The sequence below is a fragment of the Roseovarius nubinhibens ISM genome (assembly GCF_000152625.1).
In the GTDB taxonomy this organism is placed as follows: Bacteria; Pseudomonadota; Alphaproteobacteria; order Rhodobacterales; family Rhodobacteraceae; genus Roseovarius; species Roseovarius nubinhibens.
Window position 1 is genome coordinate 1,127,602 of the sequence record NZ_CH724156.1, and the last position, 19,879, is coordinate 1,147,480.

General features: G+C 65.8%; 17 protein-coding genes. 7 read left to right on the plus strand and 10 right to left on the minus strand.

Annotation, left to right across the window (positions count from 1 at the left end):
* Positions 1 to 116: 116 nt before the first annotated feature.
* Positions 117 to 785 (minus strand): TIGR04283 family arsenosugar biosynthesis glycosyltransferase, encoded by a 669-nt coding sequence (locus ISM_RS05520; RefSeq protein WP_009813136.1) that lies wholly within the window; start codon positions 783 to 785, stop codon positions 117 to 119.
* A 63-nt stretch (positions 786 to 848) separates the two neighbouring features.
* Between ISM_RS05520 and ygfZ the strand changes: the two genes are divergently transcribed.
* Together ygfZ and ISM_RS05530 are read left to right on the plus strand one after the other, a co-directional pair.
* Complete coding sequence (ygfZ, locus tag ISM_RS05525) at positions 849 to 1,580, plus strand: CAF17-like 4Fe-4S cluster assembly/insertion protein YgfZ (RefSeq protein ID WP_009813137.1); 732 nt, start codon at positions 849 to 851, stop codon at positions 1,578 to 1,580.
* Between the two features lie 45 nt (positions 1,581 to 1,625).
* Positions 1,626 to 2,378 (plus strand): SDR family NAD(P)-dependent oxidoreductase, encoded by a 753-nt coding sequence (locus ISM_RS05530; protein ID WP_009813138.1) that lies wholly within the window; start codon positions 1,626 to 1,628, stop codon positions 2,376 to 2,378.
* 87 nt (positions 2,379 to 2,465) lie between these two features.
* On the opposite strand, the gene efp is transcribed toward ISM_RS05530, so the two are convergent.
* Entirely contained in the window at positions 2,466 to 3,029 is a 564-nt protein-coding gene (gene efp, locus ISM_RS05535; protein WP_009813139.1) for an elongation factor P, read from the minus strand.
* Between the two features lie 218 nt (positions 3,030 to 3,247).
* Between efp and ISM_RS05540 the strand changes: the two genes are divergently transcribed.
* Entirely contained in the window at positions 3,248 to 3,568 is a 321-nt protein-coding gene (locus ISM_RS05540; RefSeq protein WP_009813140.1) for a DUF6280 family protein, read from the plus strand.
* A gap of 63 nt (positions 3,569 to 3,631) precedes the next feature.
* Here the strand turns inward: ISM_RS05540 and ISM_RS05545 are convergent, their stop codons facing one another.
* Positions 3,632 to 4,201, minus strand: a complete 570-nt coding sequence (locus ISM_RS05545; RefSeq protein WP_009813141.1) for a hypothetical protein — start codon at positions 4,199 to 4,201, stop codon at positions 3,632 to 3,634.
* A gap of 59 nt (positions 4,202 to 4,260) precedes the next feature.
* On the opposite strand from ISM_RS05545, the gene ISM_RS05550 reads away from it, so the two are divergent.
* Positions 4,261 to 5,736: a cobyric acid synthase gene (locus ISM_RS05550; RefSeq protein WP_040617883.1), complete on the plus strand. Its 1,476-nt coding sequence runs from the start codon at positions 4,261 to 4,263 to the stop codon at positions 5,734 to 5,736.
* A 21-nt stretch (positions 5,737 to 5,757) separates the two neighbouring features.
* Here ISM_RS05550 and ISM_RS05555 read toward each other — a convergent pair whose 3' ends face one another.
* The 4 genes from ISM_RS05555 to ISM_RS05570 form a co-directional block, all read right to left on the minus strand.
* Positions 5,758 to 6,849 carry a hypothetical protein gene (locus ISM_RS05555; RefSeq protein ID WP_009813143.1) on the minus strand — a complete coding sequence of 364 codons (1,092 nt, stop codon included), beginning with the start codon at positions 6,847 to 6,849 and terminating at the stop codon, positions 5,758 to 5,760.
* 71 nt (positions 6,850 to 6,920) lie between these two features.
* Complete coding sequence (locus ISM_RS05560) at positions 6,921 to 8,354, minus strand: TolC family outer membrane protein (RefSeq protein ID WP_009813144.1); 1,434 nt, start codon at positions 8,352 to 8,354, stop codon at positions 6,921 to 6,923.
* A 104-nt stretch (positions 8,355 to 8,458) separates the two neighbouring features.
* On the minus strand, positions 8,459 to 9,112 hold the full coding sequence (locus ISM_RS05565) for a protein-L-isoaspartate O-methyltransferase family protein (RefSeq protein WP_009813145.1): 654 nt from the start codon (positions 9,110 to 9,112) through the stop codon (positions 8,459 to 8,461).
* A 193-nt stretch (positions 9,113 to 9,305) separates the two neighbouring features.
* The gene (locus tag ISM_RS05570) at positions 9,306 to 11,243 is read right to left on the minus strand and encodes a polysaccharide biosynthesis protein (RefSeq protein ID WP_040617884.1); all 1,938 of its coding nucleotides are present in this window, start codon (positions 11,241 to 11,243) and stop codon (positions 9,306 to 9,308) included.
* A 353-nt stretch (positions 11,244 to 11,596) separates the two neighbouring features.
* Between ISM_RS05570 and glpD the strand changes: the two genes are divergently transcribed.
* The 3 genes from glpD (at position 11,597) to ISM_RS05585 (ending at position 15,301) form a co-directional block, all read left to right on the plus strand.
* The gene (glpD, locus tag ISM_RS05575) at positions 11,597 to 13,210 is read left to right on the plus strand and encodes a glycerol-3-phosphate dehydrogenase (protein WP_009813147.1); all 1,614 of its coding nucleotides are present in this window, start codon (positions 11,597 to 11,599) and stop codon (positions 13,208 to 13,210) included.
* Positions 13,211 to 13,220: 10 nt separating this feature from the next.
* On the plus strand, positions 13,221 to 14,723 hold the full coding sequence (gene glpK, locus ISM_RS05580) for a glycerol kinase GlpK (RefSeq protein ID WP_009813148.1): 1,503 nt from the start codon (positions 13,221 to 13,223) through the stop codon (positions 14,721 to 14,723).
* Between the two features lie 110 nt (positions 14,724 to 14,833).
* Positions 14,834 to 15,301, plus strand: coding sequence for a YHS domain-containing (seleno)protein (locus tag ISM_RS05585; RefSeq protein WP_254655653.1), 468 nt, complete (start codon positions 14,834 to 14,836; stop codon positions 15,299 to 15,301).
* A 73-nt stretch (positions 15,302 to 15,374) separates the two neighbouring features.
* Here the strand turns inward: ISM_RS05585 and hutU are convergent, their stop codons facing one another.
* From hutU to hutI, 3 genes are read right to left on the minus strand one after another with little or no spacing between them, the layout of a single operon-like run.
* Entirely contained in the window at positions 15,375 to 17,048 is a 1,674-nt protein-coding gene (hutU, locus tag ISM_RS05590) for a urocanate hydratase (RefSeq protein ID WP_009813150.1), read from the minus strand.
* A 27-nt stretch (positions 17,049 to 17,075) separates the two neighbouring features.
* Positions 17,076 to 18,614 (minus strand): histidine ammonia-lyase, encoded by a 1,539-nt coding sequence (gene hutH / locus ISM_RS05595; protein ID WP_009813151.1) that lies wholly within the window; start codon positions 18,612 to 18,614, stop codon positions 17,076 to 17,078.
* Positions 18,611 to 19,813 carry an imidazolonepropionase gene (hutI, locus tag ISM_RS05600; protein ID WP_009813152.1) on the minus strand — a complete coding sequence of 401 codons (1,203 nt, stop codon included), beginning with the start codon at positions 19,811 to 19,813 and terminating at the stop codon, positions 18,611 to 18,613. Before hutI ends, hutH begins: the two co-directional genes overlap by 4 nt.
* Between the last annotated feature and the right edge of the window lie 66 nt (positions 19,814 to 19,879).

Sequence of the window (19,879 nt, forward strand, 5' to 3'; positions counted from 1 at the left end):
CACCCGCGTTGGATGTGGAAGGCCCCGGATCGGTGATCCGGGGCTTTTCTTTTTGCTGGCGAGGGGCGCGGCCCCTCGCGCTCCCCGGGATATTTGGGGCCAGAAGAAGCCCGGGGTCAGTATTTCCGGGCGAGGCGGTTTGGGTCGGCCCCCAGCAGGTAGCGGGTGAGGCGCCAGAGGTTGCCTGCCCCGCGCCGGAGCCAGCCGTCGCGCAGGTATTTCTCGGCCCCTGTCAGCGCCTCGGCCTCGATCCGCGTGAGCCGGGGCAATTTGCGCACCAGCGCCACGTCTTCCATCAGCGGGATGTCGGGATAGCCGCCCGCCGCCTCATAGGCCCGGCGCGAGATCAGAAGTCCCTGATCGCCATAGGGCAGACCAAAGAGCCGCGCCCGCAGATTGGCCCAGCCCGCCACCAGACGTGGCGCGAGCCCCGGCGCGTCGAACCGCAGTTTGAAATAGCCGGGCCGTCCTGCCGCCATGGCGGCGGCCACCGCCGCACTCCAGCCCGGTGCGAGCCGCGTATCGGCATGCAGGATCAAGAGCCACTCGCCACGCGCCATCGCCGCGCCGCGCCGCAATTGCCCGCCGCGCGAGGCCGTACCGGTCACCAGCTCGGCCCCGACCTCATCGGCGATCTGCGCCGTGGCATCGCCTGATCCGCCATCGCTGATCAGCAATTCGCGGATGAGCCCGGCCTCAACCCCCTCGAACAGCGCCGCCAGACAGACGGGCAGCGTGGCCTCGGCATTGAGTGTGGGAATGATCACCGTCAGTTTCGCGCGCATTCTGGCCCCTGTTCCCTCTGTGAGACCTCCTATATGACAAGAGACAACAGAAGAGGACAGAGCATGGCACGCCGTATCATCGACATTTCCGGCAAGGACGCCCGGAGTTTTCTGCAAGGGCTGGTGACCAATGATTTGGGCAAGCTCGATCAGGGGCTGGTCTATGCCGCGCTATTGACGCCGCAGGGCAAGTATATGGCCGATTTCTTTTTGCTGGCGCGGGGCGAGACCATTCACCTCGATGCCGACGCAAGCCTCGGCGATATGCTCATGCAGCGGCTGGCGATGTACCGGCTGCGCGCCGATGTGCAGCTGTCCGAGAGCGCGCTGAAGCTCTCGCGCGGCACCGGGCCGGCCCCCGAGGGCGCACTGGCCGATCCGCGGCATCCGGCGCTGGGCTGGCGGCTCTATGGCGCGCAGGACGGCGAAGATGGCAGCGATTTCGACGCGATCCGCGTCGCCCATTGCATTCCCGAGACCGGCAGCGAGCTTGGCCCCGAGACCTATATTCTCGAGGCCGGGTTCGAGCGGCTCAACGGGGTGGATTTCCGCAAGGGCTGTTACGTCGGCCAAGAGGTGACGGCGCGGATGAAACACAAGACCGAGCTGCGCAAGGGCTTTCGCACCGTCGAGATCGAGGGCGCGGCGCCTCTTGGCACCGAGATCACCGCCGAGGGCAAGCCGGTGGGCACCTTGCACACGCAGGCCGGATCGCAGGCCATCGCCTATCTGCGCTTTGACCGCGCCCGCGGCGATATGCAGGCCGGTGACGCCATCGTGCGGCTGGCCGAATAGGCCCAGCGGGTGCGCAAATAACAGTCATAGGGGAGTGAGACGGATATGACGAAAACCGCGATTGTGACCGGGGCCGCGCGCGGCATCGGATTGGCGACGACCGAGCTTTTGCTCGAAGACGGCTGGCAGGTCGCCATGGTCGATTGGGACGCGGACGAGTTGGCCCGTGCCACGGAGGGCCGCGAGCGCATTCTCGCGCTGCCGCTCGACGTGTCCAAGCCCGATCAGGTCGCAGAGATCATGACCCGCACCAAAGAGGCCTTTGGCGGCATTGATGCCCTCATCAACAACGCGGGCGTGGCGGATTTCGGCCCCATCGAAGAGACGGATTTCGCCCGCTGGCGGCGGGTGATGGAAACCAATCTCGACGGGGTGTTCCTGATGACGCAAGCAGCCACGCCAATGCTGCGCGCCTCGGGCCAGGGCGCCATCGTCAACATCGCCTCGATCTCGGGCCTGCGCGCCTCGACCCTGCGGGTGGCCTATGGCACGTCGAAGGCCGGGGTGATCCAGCTCACCCAGCAGCAGGCGGTCGAGCTTGGCGAATATGGCATCCGTGCCAATTGCGTCGCCCCCGGCCCGGTGCGCACCAAGCTCGCCATGGCGGTGCACAGCCAAGAGATCATTGACGCCTATCACGATGCGATCCCGCTCAACCGCTATGGCTCCGAGCGCGAGATTGCCGAGGTGATCGCCTTTCTCTGCTCGCACCGCGCCTCTTATGTCAACGGTCAGACGATTGCCGTAGACGGCGGGTTCGAATGCACCGGCGTGGGGCTACCGGCGCTGCGCAAGTAGGGCCCAGTAGGCCCCAAGTGCCTATCAGACATGAAAAAAGCGCGTCCCTCGCGGGGCGCGCCTTAATGGTTTGAGCCGTGCAGCCAATCAGGCGCGTTCGGCATATTCCATGGTCTCGGTGTTCACCACGATCTCTTCGTCCTGACCGACGAAAGGCGGCACCATGACCTTGACCCCGTTCTCAAGCGTCGCCGGCTTGAACGAGTTGGCCGCGGTCTGACCTTTGACCACCGGCTCGGTCTCGACGATCTTGCAGACGACCTTTTGCGGCAGCGTCGCGTTGAGCGCCTCGTTCTCGTAGAATTCCACGGTGATCATCATGCCATCCTGCAGGAAGGGGCGGCGATCGCCCAGCAGGTCGGCGGGCAGTTCGATCTGCTCGTAGGTTTCGCTGTCCATGAAGGTCAGGATGCCGTCGGTCTCGTAGAGGAACTGCTGATCCTTCTGCTCGAGGCGGACGCGCTCGACCTTGTCGGCGCTGCGAAAGCGCTCGTTGAGCTTGGAGCCGTTGCGCAGGTTGCGCATCTCGACCTGGGCAAAGGCACCGCCCTTGCCGGGCTTGACGTGGTCGACCTTCACGGCGGACCAGAGGCCCCCGTTATGCTCGAGCACATTGCCGGGGCGAATTTCATTTCCGTTGATCTTGGGCATTGTGGCAAAACCTTAGCAAAAGCTTGATCGGAGTCTGGGCGCGTCTATATATTGATGTACGCATGGGAGCAAGTAGACGAGATATCGTATCGCATTCGCACAAGATATGCGCTGACTGCATAAAAGCTATGCATATAAAGCCTATCCGAATCGATCAAACTCCGTCATAAGCATCGCCACGCCTGAAACACAAGAGCAATAACAAACAAGGACGAACCATGAAGGATTTCGTTGACGGTGCCGCGTTCAACAACGAACAAGGCAACCGGGCACGCAAACTTTTCGCGGCTGTCGTACTGGCCGCTCTGGACGATGCCATTTCCGACGACAAGAAATATGGCAACGGCCCGGAACAAATCGCCCGCTGGGCGCGCTCGCGCGATGGTCGCGAGGTGCTGAGCTGCGCCGGAATCGACCCCAACGAGCGCGTCGTATCCGGGCTGATGGAATTTGTCTCGAAAGGGGTTCGCACCTCTGTCGCGCTGTCGCGTGAAGAAAGCGAACGCCGCAACGCTGCCGCGCAGGCCGAAGCCGCCTGACGCGAGACATCTTAAAGACACTAACCCCGCCCATTGTGGCGGGGTTTTTTATTCCCCGCGCACCTAGCCGAGCATCAGCCCCCAGAGCACGAGAGGGGCGAGCTGGGCCGTGGCGAGGATCGTGATGCCGATCCGCGCCCAGAGCCCCTGCAACCGCCACCAGAGCCAGACACAGAGCCCCAGCGACACCAGCGTCTCGAGCGGGCCGACCACCCCGCCGTAATGGGCCGGGTTCCAATAGCTCACTGGGCTGACGAAAACATAGTCGCTCAGCGGCCAGAAATGGCTCCGGGCGTCGTCATGGTGCAGCGCGAAATCAAAGACGAGATGCAGGATCGCGGCCCCCGCGAACACCGCCCCCACCGACCAGCGCCGCCACAGGCAGAGCGCCAGCAACCCGCCCCAGAGCACGAGCGAATTGTCGACGGCAAAGACCGATTGCCAGAGCTGCGAAAAGTAGAGCTTGTCGAACACCTCGCGCGGCGAAAACCCCATCGCCAGCGCCGCCCCCGTCATCAGATAAAGCGACAGATCGGGCGCAAGCCCGCCCAGCGCCGCCGCCAGATTGCGCCGCCGCTCCTGCGGTCGGGCAAAGGCCGCCAGCGCGAAAATCACATGGGCGGGTGTGTTCATGGCTTTCCTCGTTCCACCCGCTTGACTATGACGGGACAGATCAAGGATGGGGCAGGTTCATGACAGTGGCAATCATGATTCAGGGCGCGGGGTCCAACGTGGGGAAATCCATGCTGGTGGCCGGTTTGGCGCGGGCCTGCCTGCGTCGCGGTCTCAAGGTCGCGCCGTTCAAGCCGCAGAACATGTCCAACAATGCCGCCGTCACCGTCGACGGGGGCGAGATCGGCCGCGCACAGGCGCTTCAGGCCCGCGGCGCGGGGCTTGACCCGCATACCGACATGAACCCCGTGCTGCTCAAGCCAGAGACTGACACCGGCGCGCAGATCATCGTCCAGGGCCAGCGCCGCGGCGTGATGCGCGCCCGCGAGTTCGGTCAGCACAAGGCGAGCCTCATGCCCCCGGTGCTCGAGAGCTTTCGCAGGCTCTGCGCCGGTGCCGATCTGGTGCTCATCGAAGGCGCGGGCAGCCCGGCCGAGATCAACCTGCGCCAGGGCGACATCGCCAATATGGGCTTTGCCGAGGCGGCGGGCGTGCCGGTGATCCTCGTCGGCGACATCGACCGGGGCGGCGTCATCGCCCAGATCGTCGGCACCAAGGCGGTGCTGCCCCAGGGCGACGCGGCACGGATCAAGGGCTTTGCCATCAACAAATTTCGCGGCGACCCGAGCCTCTTTGAGGCCGGGCTCACCGCGATCACCGAGCGCACCGACTGGCCCTCGCTCGGCGTCGTGCCATGGTTTGCCGAGGCGTGGAAACTGCCCGCCGAGGATGCGATGGACCTCGCCTCGCGCCCCGGTGGCGAATTCAAAGTGGCGGTGCCCCGGCTAGGCCGGATTGCCAATTTCGACGATCTCGATCCCCTCGCCGCCGAACCCGGGGTGAGTGTCGAGATCGTTGAGCCGGGCCGCCCCCTGCCCGGCGATGCACAGCTCGTCCTGATCCCCGGCAGCAAATCCACCATCGCCGATCTCGCCCAGTTTCGCGCCGAAGGTTGGGACATCGACCTCGCCGCCCATATCCGGCGCGGCGGGCATGTTCTCGGCATTTGCGGCGGCTATCAGATGCTCGGCCAGTGGATCGACGACCCCGAAGGCATCGAGGGCCGCCCGGGGCGCGTGGCGGGGCTTGGTCATCTCGATGTGACCACCGTGATGCACCCGGAAAAACGCCTCGCCCTCACCGAGGCCAGCCATCCAGAGAGCGGCACGGCGCTCTCTGGCTATGAGATCCACCTGGGCAAGACCGAAGGGGCCGATTGCGCCCGCGCTTGGCTACGGGTCGGTGACCGGCCCGAGGGCGCGCGCGATGCGACGGGCCGGGTGCGCGGCAGTTACCTGCACGGGCTTTTGGCCTCGGACGCCTTCCGCGCCGCCTATCTGGCCGAGCTCGGCACCGAGTCGCAGCTCAACTTCGAGGCCAGCGTCGACGCCACGCTCGACCAGCTGGCGGCGCATCTCGAGGCCCATATGGATATTGATCTTTTGCTCAAGCTGGCAGCAGCACCCGCCTGTCTCGGCGAGGCGACGCCCGGCTGAGACGCGGCGTCCTCTTGCGGCCTATTCGAGGTCTTGAATGGCCATGGCGCGGTGAATTTCACGCCGCACCAGCTTGCGCACATTGCGGGTGATCCGCTCGCCCAGCGCGCCCTGAAGCTCGTCCCGGACAATCTCGGCCACCAGATCGCGCAGCGCCTCCTCGTCGAGAATGGCATCGCCCTCGGCGCCCAACGCGTCCTCTTTGGCGCGCTCCTCGCGGGCCTCGGCCACGGCGTCAGGCTCTGCGGCCTCCGGCGCAACATTCTCGGGCTCTGAAGCCTCAGGCTCTTCCGTCTCTTGCAGACGATCCTTGCCAAGCGGTGCCGGGTTCGCCATCGGCTCGGCCATCGCCTCCACCTCGGCCGCCTCATCCGCAGACGCCGCCACCTCCGACAGATCGTCGGAGCCGTTGAAATCTTCCCAGGGCAGCGCCTCGACCTGCCCGCCGGAATAGGCCTCAGAGGTGGTGCCATCGGGCTCCCAATCCTCTTCGCGGGTGGCAACGGCGGCCTCAAGCTCGGCAATCCGCGCCTGCAACGCACCCTCGGGCGCCCCCCAGGCCGCATCGGCATCGATCGTCGCACGGTCCTCTGCCGCGACCTCGGCCGCCTCGGCCATGGCCTGTGCCTCTTGCGGGGCCGGACCGGCATCGGCATCGGGCAATTCCGTCGCAGACAGCTCTGTGTCCAACAGCTCAGACAGGGCCGCATCCCGGCCGAGATCGGTCACATCCGCCAGATGTGGCGCGTCCTCGTCTTCGGCCTCGATGAACGGCGCTTCTTCGCCGGCATCCGGCAGATCCGACACCGCGTGAACCGGGCTGGCATCCGTGAGACTGACCGCGAAATCATCCTCGTCCTCGGCAGGCTCTACGCTCTCTGCCGCGTCCGATCCGGCCCCACTCTCGGGCTCCGAATCAACGCGCAGCGACGGCGTCAGAACAAGACGATCCATCCCCGCATCCACCGGTTTGGCCGCCCGCTCTGCACGGAAATCCTGCGATTTCTCAGAGGCTTGCCCCTGCTCTTCCGCAGCCTCGCCCGTATTGGAAACGAGTCGGCGGATAGAGGAAAGGACATCCTCGATTTCCACATTGGTCACGGGATCTGACATGTTTTTATACCACTCTTGCCTCGCCCCAGCTTACCGTCACCGGGGCAATCGCACAACAGATAGGCCGCGTTTTACTGTTTTCCGAGCTTTTGCAGGACCCGGTCGAGCTGCTTGCCTTGCTTGCTTCTGTTGGTGGGCGCGTCTTTGGCGAGATTGTAATAGGCCGCCGGATCATAGATCTGCACCGCAAGATTGAGGTCCCGCGCCGTGAGCTGCCCCATCGACGCCAGCACCGCATAGGCCGCGATATAGACGTCCGACTGGGCCGAGATCAGCGTCGATTGCGCGTTGAGCAATTCCTGCTCGGCGTTGAGCACATCAAGCGTCGTGCGCGACCCGAGCTTGGCCTCTTCCTGCACACCGCGGAAGGCGACACGGGCCGCCCGGATCTGCGACTGACCCGATTCGACCTGCGACTGCGCGGCGCGCAGGATCGCATAGGCATTGCCAACATTGGCCTGCACCGAATGGCGGATCACATGCTGCAACCCGCGCTGCGCATCGCGCTGGGCCACGGCCCGGCGCACCTGCGAGCTGAGCCGCCCGCCTTGATAGATCGGCCCGCTGAGCTGCACACCGACGCTGCCGGCATGGCTGTAAGAGCTCGAGTTGAACTCGTCATTGACCCCGAGGCTGCCGTTGAGCGTCACGGTCGGACGGGTCGCCGCCTCGGCCGCCTGCACCAAAAGCTCGGCGGCGGCAATGTCATGCTGGGTCTTGATCATGTCGGGATGGTGCCGCAGCGCCACCGACTTGGCCGACTCGACGCTGCGCGAAATCTTGGGCAGCGGTCCCGCCGAGGTGAGCCGCTTCGGGCGGTGCCCGGTCGAGGCCGCATATTCCTCGATCGCTTGCGCCAGATCGCCACGGGCTGCCGCCAGCGCGCTCTCCGAGGCCGAACGTCGGGCTTCGGCCTGCGCCACATCGGTGCGGGTCACTTCGCCCACGTCAAACCGTTCCCGCGCCGCGCGCAGCTCTTCGTCGATGAGCCGCAGGTTGTTCTGCCGCAGCCGCACCAATTCGTAATTGCGCTGCAGGTTCATATAGGCCTGTACCGCGCGCAACAGCACCTGTTGTTCGATCGACAGAAGCGTCTGGCGCGTCGCCAGCACGGTTTCCTTGGCCGCCTCGATCTCGAGCCGGGTGCGCCCGCCATCAAACAGCAAAAGCTGCGCCGCGAGCCCGACATTGGCATCGGTATCGCCGGACGAGATCGTGCCCGCCCCGGTGGCCGAGCTGCGCGAATTGGAGAAGCTGCGCGTCACATCCGCCGTCCAGTTGACGATGGGCCGCAGCCCCGCGACCGTCGACGCGACATCCTCATCCGCGGCGCGCAGCAGGGCGCGGTTCTGATCGAGAAGACCGGAATGGCTATAGGCCGCGACCATCGCATCGGCGAGTGTTTCCGCCTGAACAGGTGCCATGGCCACCGCCATCACAGAGGCCGTCGCCAGCATCTGCACCCGTCGTTTCGTCAGCCGTGCAAGCTTGTCAAAAACACTCATAAGATGTCCCATCCTGCCAATCCCGATGTCCCACCAAAATGGTCGGGTGTGTCTATTTTTAGACTTTATTGCTCTGCTCGACGGCCACGTGCCGCCCTAGAAAATCACAAGGTGAAAGCCGCGTGGCTTTCAAAACCGGGCAGCACAGGGGCGCCAGCATTGAAGGCGTAACGCCAGCTGATCTGCCCGTCGATCTTATAGCCGACACGCGCCACACCCAGCGCCCCTTCGGCAAAGAGACAGGCAATCCGCCCGCCATCCTTGAGCTGCGCCAAAATACCGTCCGGCAGATGCGCCACGGCACCCTGGATTGTGATCACGTCATAGGGCCCATGTTCGGCGGCCCCTTCGGCCAGCGGCCCGGTGTGCAAAATCACATTATCCGCGCCGAAATCCACCAGCAGCGATTGCGCCTCTTCCGCCAGGTCTTCGTCCTCTTCGACGGCGATCACGGCCTCGGCCATGCGCGCCATGACGGCCGAGGAATATCCCAGCCCACAGCCGATATCGAGCACCAGCTCGTCGCCAGTGATGTCCAGCGCATCGAGCATCTTGGCAAGGCTGCGCGGCTCGAGCACCACGCGGTTGCCGCCGAGCGAGACATTCTCGCCGACATAGGCCGCTTCACGCAGGGCCGAAGGCACGAAGGATTCGCGCGGCACACTCAGCATGGCGTCGATGATCGGGAATTTGGTGACATCCGAAGGGCGGATTTGCGTGTCCACCATCATCATGCGCCGGGCGGCGTAGTCGGTCATTGGCTAAACTCTTCTATTCTCAATCCGGTACCTCCCTTTGTGCCACAATTGCACGAAAGGGGCAACGGCGCGCGACGCCGAGACAGGCCAAGAGATTTGTGCTGTTGCGCACAGGTGACCCTTGAAAAACCGGCAGGCGGCGCGGATTTCGACAGGGCTGCGGCCAATTGCCCGCCCTACGATGACGCCCCGCCTATTCGCCGACTTCGAGCCGCAGTTCCGCCTGCCGACCGCTTTCCTCCCAGAGGAGATCGGCAATGGCGCTGTCGGGCCGATAGCCGGTGGGTGCCGCCGCGATCAGCTTGCGCAGCCGGGCCACGTCCTGCACCTTGCAAGCGCTCAGCAGGTTGTCGAGCAAGGTCTCGAGCGCGTCCGGCCCAAGGCTCTGTTCGGTGGCGGTCAGGATGCGCGGATGATGGGTCGGTTGCGAGGCCTCACCGATCAGCAGCTCTTCATAGAGCTTCTCACCCGGCCGCAGCCCGGTATAGGTGATCGCCACATCGCCCGTCTCACCCTGGAGCGCCACGCCATCCGGCCCGGTGTGATAGGGCTCGAGCCCGCAGAGCCGCACGATCCGCTCCGCCAAATCCGCGATGCGGATCGGCTCGCCCATGTCGAGCACGAAAACATCGCCGCCCTTGGCCATGGCCCCGGCCTGGATCACCAGCTGTGCCGCCTCGGGAATGGTCATGAAATAGCGGGTGATCTCGGGGTGGGTCACGGTGACCGGACCGCCCGCCTCGACCTGCGCGCGGAACCGCGGAATGACCGACCCGGAAGAGCCCAGCACATTGCCGAACCGCACCATCGAGAACACCGTGCCGGTGTTACGCGCCGCGGCCGCCTGACAGACCAGCTCGGCCAGCCGCTTGGACGCGCCCATCACATTGGTCGGGCGCACCGCCTTGTCGGTGGAGATCAGGATAAACGCCTCGACCCCGGCCGCAATGGCTTGATCCACAAGGGTTTTCGTCCCGAACACGTTGTTGCGCAGCCCCTCGACTACGTTATGCTCGACCATCGGCACGTGCTTATAGGCCGCCGCGTGATAGACGGTCTGCACACCGAACCGCTGCATCGCCGCCTCGACCCGGCCCGGGTTCTGCACCGACCCGATCAGCGGCACCAGCCGGATATTGCTGCCGCGCAGCTCAAGCTGTTCGCGCAGCTCCATATCGAGCGAATAGAGCGCCAGCTCCGACAGTTCCCACAGGATCAGCGTCTGCGGCTCATGATCGATGATCTGACGGCAAAGCTCGCTACCGATAGAGCCACCGGCCCCGGTGACCATCACCACCTTGCCGCGAATATTGGCCGCCATCAGCTCTGGCTCTGGCGGCACCGGATCACGGCCCAGCAGATCCTCGATCGCCACATCGCGCAGCTCGCTCACCCGCGCCCGACCGCTCACCAGATCGGCGACGCCGGGGATGGTCTGCACCCGCACCGGCAGTTTCTCCACGCGGGTCATGATCGCCTGCCGCTGGCTGCGGCTCGCGCTCGGCATGGCGAGCAGGATCACATCGGCCCGGTAGAGCGTCAGCAGCGCCTCGATATGGTCGGGCGAATGCACCCGCAGCCCGCTGATATCTGCGCCCTGAAGCTCGGGCGCATCATCGACAAAGGCCACCGGCGTGTATTCTTCGCCCTCGTCCAGCGACCGCTGCAACTGGCGGCCCGAGGCCCCGGCGCCATAGATGATGACCTTGTGCTGATCCCGGCCCGTGCGACCAAAGACCCGGCGCATCACCATCCGGATCCCGCCCAGCAGACAGGTCGCCAGCAGCGCATAGATCACCGGAACCGAACGCGGCACCGGCAGGTTGAGAAGCTGCGACACGAGAAACAGCGCCACCGCCGAAAACAGCACACCGATGGCCACGGTCTGCGCGGCGCGCAGCGAAATATAGCGAATCACCGCACGGTAGAAGCCGAGGCGGATAAAGGTATAGAGACTGATGGGCAGCGTGACGGCCAGCGCGAGCCAAATGGACGGATCGGCCAGCGGCGCAAAGCTCTCAAGCCTGAGAACCATCGCTGCGGCAAAACTCACCATCATAATCGCAATGTCGGCAATGACTTGTACCAGACGCTTGCGCCCGCGATCCAACCCCAACAAACCAAGGGTCATACGCTCAATCATAACACCCAGACCTTTCTGGCAAAATACCGGTCTTATTCACCACCTACACGTGTATTGCAACCCTGTCAGGCACGCAAAACCCGCTGTTCGGGTCCCGACATGCCACCGAATGGTTACAATCCTATGTCACACAACCGCGACCCCGGGCATGAGTCAAGACAGATGGGTTCCATCACCCCCTGCCGCCCAAACGAATTCGGCCAGTATTCGGCCATCAGAGATTAATATAGGGTTAACATCCGCGCAGTGATTGCTTTAGGTGAAATTTCGCCGGCCTCTCCCCTGATCGCCCGTCACAGGGTATATCGGCCCAGACCCCACGCGGCCGCAGGAGTTGCTTGATGCCAAGGACCACCGCCCCCGACCACACGACCGGCCCGGCCCCCGATTGCGATCTCTTCGTCATCGGCGGCGGCATCAATGGCTGTGGCATCGCCCGCGACGCCGCCGGACGTGGTCTGTCAGTGATACTGGCCGAGCAGGGCGATCTGGCCCAGGCCACCTCTTCGGCCTCGTCCAAGCTCTTCCACGGCGGCCTGCGCTATCTCGAGTTTTTTGAATTCCGCCTCGTCCGCGAAGCGCTCGAAGAACGCGAGATCCTGCTGCGCGCCATGCCGCATATCAGCTGGCCGATGCGCTTCGTGCTGCCGCTCGACCGCGACATGCGCTTCGAGACCGGCACGCCCGCGTCGAACATGCTCAGCCGCATCATGCCCTGGATGCGCGGCCGCCGCCCGGCCTGGATGATCCGGCTCGGCCTCTTTCTCTATGACCATCTCGGCGGCCGCAAAATCCTGCCCGGCACCGCCCGGCTCGATCTGACCCGCGACCCCGTCGGCGTGCCGCTCGATCCGCGCTACCGCCGCGCCTTTGAATATTCCGACTGCTGGGTGCAGGATTCGCGCCTCGTCGCGCTCAACGCCCGCGATGCCGCCAATCGTGGCGCGACGATCCTGCCCCGCACCCGGGTGACCGAGGCCCGCCGCGTGGATGATCTGTGGCGGCTTACCCTGACCGACCAACAGACCGGCACCACCCGTGAGGTCCACAGCCGCGTTCTGGTCAACGCGGGCGGGCCCTGGGTCGCCGACATCCTGCGCGATGTGGCGGGCCAGCAATCCAAGGAAACCGTGCGCCTCGTGCGGGGCAGCCATATCGTGACCCGCCGCCTCTTTGACCACGACCGCGCCTATTTCTTTCAGGGCCGCGATGGCCGCATCATCTTTGCCCTGCCCTACGAGCAGGAGTTCACCCTGATCGGCACCACCGACAAGGATCACCCCGCCCCCGACAGCCCGGCCCAGATCACCGAGGAAGAGACCGACTATCTCTGCGCCTTCGCCTCTGGATATTTCGCCAAACCGGTCACCCGCGATGACATCGTCTGGTCCTATTCCGGGGTCCGGCCGCTCTATGACGACGGGGCAAGCTCGGCCACCGCCGCCACCCGCGAATATGTGCTGAGCCTGAACGAGGACGGCCCCGCCCCCCTGCTCAATATCTTCGGCGGCAAGATCACCACCTATCGCCGCCTCGCCGAGGCCGCCATGGCGCGGCTCGCGCCCTACTTTCCCGACATGGGGCTGAACTGGACGGCAGGCGTGCCGCTGCCCGGCGGCGATTTCCCGGTGGCCGAGGCCGCCGAGATGCCCGACCGGCTGCGCGCCGATCACCCGTTCCTCAGCGCCCCCGAGGCACAGCGTCTCATCCGCGCCTATGGCACCGAGGCCTGGACGATCCTCGCCGGCGCCAAAGACCGCGCCGATCTGGGCCGCGATTTCGGCGCCGGGCTCACCGAGGCCGAGCTGCGCTGGCTCATCCGCCATGAATGGGCCCGCACCGCCGAGGACGCGGTCTGGCGACGCACGCGTCTGGGGCTCAGGCTGACCCCGGACCAGATCGCCGAGATCGACGCCGCCATGGCGGAATGGACAAGCCCGGCCACCGCCGACTAGGCTAGCTTTCATGAGCCAGAGCCGCCGCCATATCCTCGCCATCGATCAGGGCACGACCTCGTCGCGCGCCATCGTCTTTGACGCAGGCCTGAGCCCCGTGGCCAGCGCCCAAGAGGAATTTGCCCAGCATTTCCCCGCCTCCGGCTGGGTCGAACACGACCCCGAGGATCTGTGGCAAACGACGCTCGCGACCTGCCGCGCGGCGCTCGACAAATCCGGACTCACGGCCGATCAGATCGCCGCCATCGGCATCACCAATCAGCGCGAAACCACGGTGATCTGGGACCGCGACACCGGCAAGCCGCTGGACCGCGCGATTGTCTGGCAGGACCGGCGCAGCGCCGCCATCTGCGCCACGCTGCGCGACGCCGGGCACGAGCCGATGATCTCCGCCCGTACCGGGCTTTTGCTCGATCCCTATTTCTCCGGGACCAAGGTGAAATGGCTGCTCGACCAGCACGAGGGCGCCCGCGACCGCGCCGCCCGGGGCGAGCTGCTCTTTGGCACGGTCGACTGCTATCTCATCTGGCGGCTGACCGGGGGCCGCACCCACGCGACCGACGCCACCAATGCCTCGCGCACCCTGCTCTATGACATCCACCAAGGCGACTGGTCCGACGAGATTTGCGCCCTGCTCGACCTGCCCCGCGCCATGCTGCCCGAGGTCCGCGACTGTGCCAGCGATTTCGGCCAGTCCGATCTCGCCCATTTCGGCGCGGCGATCCCCATCTGCGGCGTCGCCGGGGATCAACAGGCCGCCACCATCGGACAGGCCTGTTTTGAGCCGGGGATGATGAAATCCACCTATGGCACCGGCTGTTTTGCCCTGCTCAACACCGGCAAGGACCCGGTCGCCTCGCAAAACCGCCTGCTCACCACGCTGGCCTATCAGCTGGACGGCACGCCGACCTATGCGCTCGAAGGCTCGATCTTTGTCGCGGGCGCGGTGGTGCAATGGCTGCGCGACGGGTTGGGCGTGCTGGCAACCGCCCAAGACAGCGCCAGCCTCGCGGCCCAAGCCGATCCCGAACAGGATGTGATCATCGTCCCCGCCTTCACCGGCTTTGGCGCGCCCTATTGGAATGCCGAGGCGCGCGGCGCGAGTTTCGGCCTGACCCGCGCCACCGGCCCGGCCGAGCTCGCCCGCGCGGCGCTGCAAAGCGTGGGCTACCAGACCCGCGATCTCTGGGAGGCGATGCGCGCCGATTGGGACGCGGGCGACAGCTGCACCGCCACGCTGCGCGTCGATGGCGGGATGAGCGCCTCCGACAGCGCCATGCAATTCCTCGCCGACATCATCGGCGCGCCGGTCGACCGGCCGCGCATCCTCGAGACCACGGCGCTCGGCGCGGCCTGGCTCGCCGGGCATCACATTGGCCTCTGCCCGGGGCCCCAAGAGTTTGGCCGCGACTGGGCGCTCGACAGACGTTTCGATCCTGCCATGGCCGAGGACGAACGCGCCCGCCGCTATGCCCGCTGGTCCCGCGCCGTGGCCGCCACCCTGTCGGTCTGATCCGGGCCGCCCGCGCGCCGATCACAGAGCGTTCACATTCCCGCGGAGCCGCTAGGCAAAGGCCACCACCGCCGCCATCTTCGGATCAGCATCCAGAAGAGGAGACCTCGATGCCCATGATCCAGACCACCCGCCGCAGCCTGCTGACCGTCAGCGCCGCCGCCCTCGCCCTCGCCACCCTGCCCCGCGTGGCACTGGCCGCGACCGCACCGATCTTTGCCGAAGGTGGCATCGCCATCAACGGCACCGATCCCGTGGCCTATTTCACCGAAAACCGCCCCGTCGCCGGCGACCCGCAGTTCAGCACCGACTACATGGGCGCGACCTGGTATTTCGCCTCGGCCGAAAACCTCGACCAATTCCGCAACGCCCCCGAGGAATTCGCCCCGCAATTCGGCGGCTATTGCGCCTATGCGGCCTCCAAAGGCTATATCGCGCCCACCGTCCCCGAGGCCTGGACCATCTACGAGGGCAAGCTCTATCTCAACGCCAACCTCCGCGCCCGCGAGCTCTGGCTAGAAGACATCCCCGGCAATATCGCCCTGGCCCAGGACAATTGGCCCAACATCCTCAAGTAACCGGCATCCTAAAATAAAACGCAAAACGGGGCGCAGATCGCGCCCCGTTTCCTAACTTACCTAAACCTCAGCCTCAGTTGCCGAGGATCCCCGGCAGGCGCAGACCATGCTCGCGCGCACACTCGAGCGCCTCGTCATAGCCCGCATCCGCATGACGCCACACGCCCGAGGCCGGATCGTTCCACAGCACCCGCTCAAGCCGCTTGGCGGCCTCCGGCGTGCCATCGGCACAGATCACCACACCGGCGTGCTGGCTGAACCCCATGCCAACGCCGCCGCCATGGTGCAGGCTGACCCAGGTCGCGCCCGAGGCGGTGTTCACCAGCGCATTGAGCAGCGGCCAGTCGCTCACCGCGTCCGAGCCATCGCGCATGGCTTCCGTCTCGCGGTTGGGCGAGGCGACCGACCCACTGTCGAGATGGTCGCGCCCGATCACCACCGGCGCCTTGAGCTCGCCGCTCGCCACCATTTCGTTAAAGGCGAGACCCGCGCGATGCCGATCGCCAAGCCCGATCCAGCAGATCCGCGCCGGCAGGCCCTGGAACGCGATCCGCTCCTGCGCCATGTCGAGCCAATTGTGCAGATGGGTGTTCTCCGGGAAAAGCTCCTTCATCTTCGCGTCGGTCTTGCGGATATCCTCCGGATCACCCGACAGCGCCGCCCAGCGGAACGGCCCCACACCCCGGCAGAACAGCGGCCGGATATAGGCGGGTACGAACCCGGGGAAGGCAAACGCGTCCTCAAGCCCCTCTTCGAGGGCCATCTGACGGATGTTGTTGCCATAATCGACGGTCGGCACGCCATCCTTGTGAAAGGCCACCATCGCCGCCACATGGGTTTTCATGCTGGCCCGCGCGGCCTTTTCGACCTCCTTCGGCGCGCTCTCGCGCTTTTCCTTCCACTCCGCCATGGTCCAGCCCTGCGGCAGATAGCCATTGACCGGGTCATGCGCCGAGGTCTGATCGGTCACGATATCGGGACGCACGCCGCGCTTGTGGATCTCGGGGAAAATATCCGCCGCATTGCCCAGGAGCGCCACGGATTTCGCCTCGCCCGCCTCGGTCCAGCGCGCGATCATCTCGAGCGCCTCATCGAGACTGTCGGTCTTCTCGTCCACGTACCGCGTGCGCAGACGGAAATCGATGCTGTCGGGGTTGCACTCCACCGCCAGACAGCAGGCCCCCGCCATCACCGCGGCCAAGGGCTGCGCGCCGCCCATGCCGCCCAGACCCCCGGTGAGGATCCACTTGCCGGTGAGGCTGCCGTCGTAATGCTGACGCCCGGCCTCGGCAAAGGTCTCATAGGTGCCCTGCACGATGCCCTGACTGCCGATGTAGATCCACGACCCGGCGGTCATCTGGCCGTACATCATCAGGCCCTTCTTATCGAGCTCGTTGAAATGGTCCCAATTCGCCCAGTGCGGCACCAGGTTCGAGTTGGCGATGAGAACGCGCGGCGCATCGGCATGGGTGCGCACGATGGCCACCGGCTTGCCCGATTGCACGACGAGGGTCTCATCCGCCTCCAGCGACTTGAGGCTGTCGACGATCAGATCGAAATCCTTCCAGGTCCGCGCCGCCCGGCCAATGCCGCCATAAACGACAAGCTCATGCGGGTTCTCGGCCACATCGGGATGCAGATTGTTCATCATCATCCGCATCGCCGCCTCGGTGAGCCAGCTCTTCGCGGTGATCTCGGTCCCGGTCGCGGGATAGATGTCACGGGTGTTCTTGCGGGGATCAGTCATTGTCAGTCTCCGTAGGTCAGATGGCGGTCAGGCGTCGAGCAGCGGCAGCTCGACGCCGCAGGCACGGACGAGCTCCGCCTCGGCGACAAGCCGGGACGCGGTTTCAAGATCGGGCGCGAGGTAACGGTCCTCGGCCAGGGTCGGGATGGTGTCACGCAGCCGCGCGAGAACCTTCTGCAACGGCGCGCTCGTCTCCAGAGGCGCGCGGAACTCGATGCCCTGCGCCGCGCAGAGAACCTCGACCCCGAGGATGCGCTGCAGGTTCTGCGCCATCCGCGTCAGGCGTCGCGCGCCATGGGCCGCCATGCTGACATGGTCCTCCTGGTTGGCGCTGGTCGGCGTGCTGTCGGTGACGCAAGGATTGGCCAGATGCTTGTTCTCGCTCATCAGCGCAGCAGTCGTCACCTCGGCAATCATAAAGCCCGAGTTGAGCCCCGGATCAGGCGTCAGGAAGGGCGGCAGATCATGGCTCAGCGTCGGATCGACCATGAGCGCAATGCGCCGCTGCGAAATCGCCCCGATCTCCGACAGCGCCAGCGCGATCATATCGGCGGCAAAGCCCACCGGCTCGGCATGGAAATTGCCACCCGACACGATGAGATCGGCATCGCGCAGCACCAGCGGGTTGTCGGTCGCCGCATTGGCCTCGGTCACGAGGGTCTGCGCCGCCTGACGCAGCACATCCATCGCCGCCCCGGTCACCTGCGGCTGACAGCGGATGCAATAGGGGTCCTGCACCCGCGCATCATCCTCGCGGTGGCTCTCGCGGATCACCGACCCGTCGAGCACCCGGCTCATCGCCTCGGCCGCCTCGATCTGGCCGCGATGGCCGCGCAGGCTGTGGATTTCCGGCTGCAAGGGCGCGGTCGAGCCCATGATCGCATCCGTCGACATAGCCGAGATGAGCAGCGCATTCTGCGCCGCCCGCCACGCCTCGAACAGCCCCGCCAGCGCGAAGGCCGTGGAAAACTGCGTCCCGTTGATGAGCGCCAGCCCCTCCTTGGCGCCAAGCTCGACCGGGACCAGCCCCGCCGCCGCCAGCGCCTCGGCCCCGGGCATCACCCGGCCCTCATATTCGGCCTCGCCCGCGCCCATCATCACCGCCGCCATATGCGCCAGCGGTGCCAGATCGCCCGACGCACCGACCGAGCCTTGCGCCGGGATCACCGGCGTCACACCGCGCGCCAGCATCTCTTCGAGCAGGTCGATCAGCTCGCCCCGCACCCCCGAGGCTCCACGCCCGAGGCTCAGCAGCTTGAGCGCCATCATCAGCCGCGCCATGCGCACCGGCACCGGCTCGCCCACGCCACAGCAATGGCTGAGGATCAGGTTGCGCTGCAATGTCGCCGTATCCTTGGGCGCGATCTTGACCGAGGCCAGCTTGCCAAAGCCGGTGTTGACCCCATAGACCGCCTCATTGCCCGCCGCCGCCCGGGCAATCCGCCGCGCCGCCTCTTCGATATCGGGCCGGCACGCCGGGTCGAGCCGCAGCCCCGCGCCCTCCCAATAGAGCGCCGCCAGATCGTCGAGCCGGGCCGCGCCCGGCATCACCACCAGTTCCGTCATATCTGACCTCCGAAAATACGTTTGTAGAGCGGGTTGAACCCGATGCGATAGGCAAGCTCAGCAGGCTCCGCCACGTCCCAGACCGCAAGGTCCGCCCGCTGCCCCGCCGCGATCTGACCGCGATCCTTGAGGCCGAGCGCCGCCGCGCCCTCGCGGGTCACCCCCGCGAGCGCCTCTTCCGGCGTCATGCGAAACAGGGTGCAGCCCATGTTCATCGTCAGTAACAGCGAGGTGAGCGGCGACGAGCCCGGGTTGCAATCGCTGGCAAGCGCCATCGGCACGCCCGCCCGGCGCAGCGCCGCCACCGGCGGCATCTGCGTCTCGCGCAGCGTATAGAACGCGCCCGGCAGCAGCACCGCAACAGTGCCCGCCCCGGCCATGGCATCGACCCCGGCCTGATCGAGATATTCGATATGATCCGCCGAGAGCGCGCCATAGTGCGCCGCCAGTTGCGCGCCGCCGAGATTGCTCAGCTGCTCGGCATGGAGCTTGACCGGCAGGCCAAGCTCACGCGCCACGTCAAACACCCGCGCGATCTGCTCGGGCGCAAAGGCGATGCCCTCGCAGAACCCGTCGACCGCATCGACAAGCCCCTCACCATGGGCCGCCCGCAACGCCGGGATGCAGACCGTATCGATATAGTTATCGGGATCATTCTTGTGGCTCTCGGGCACCGCATGGGCCCCAAGGAACGTCGTCACCACGGTGAGCGGCCGCAGTTCGCCAATCCGCCGCGCCACCCGCAGCATCCGCAGCTCGGTCTCCTGGTCGAGCCCATAGCCCGACTTGATCTCTAGCGTGGTCACCCCTTCGGCGATAAGGGCATCGACACGCCCCAGCGCATCGGCCAGCAGCGCCTCTTCCGAAGCCTCGCGCGTCGCCCGCACCGTCGATACGATGCCGCCGCCCGCCCGCGCCACCTCTTCATAGCTCGCGCCATTGAGCCGCATCTCGAACTCGCGCGCCCGGTTGCCGCCAAAGACCACATGGCTGTGACAATCCACCAACCCCGGCGTCACCAACCGCCCGCCAAGCCGCGTCTCGGCCCAGCCCGCATAGCGCTCGGGCAGATCGCCCCGCGCCCCGGCCCAGACGATCTCATCGCCCTCGATGGCAATCGCGCCCTCGGGGATCAGCCCATAGGCCCCCGCGCCCGCCAAACTGGCGAGCTTCAGCTCGGTGAGAATGTGATTGCCCATGACATGCTCCGCGTTGTGGTGATCTGAGGTGACTCGTCTCTTCGCCAGAAGTTCTACCCGGTTTTT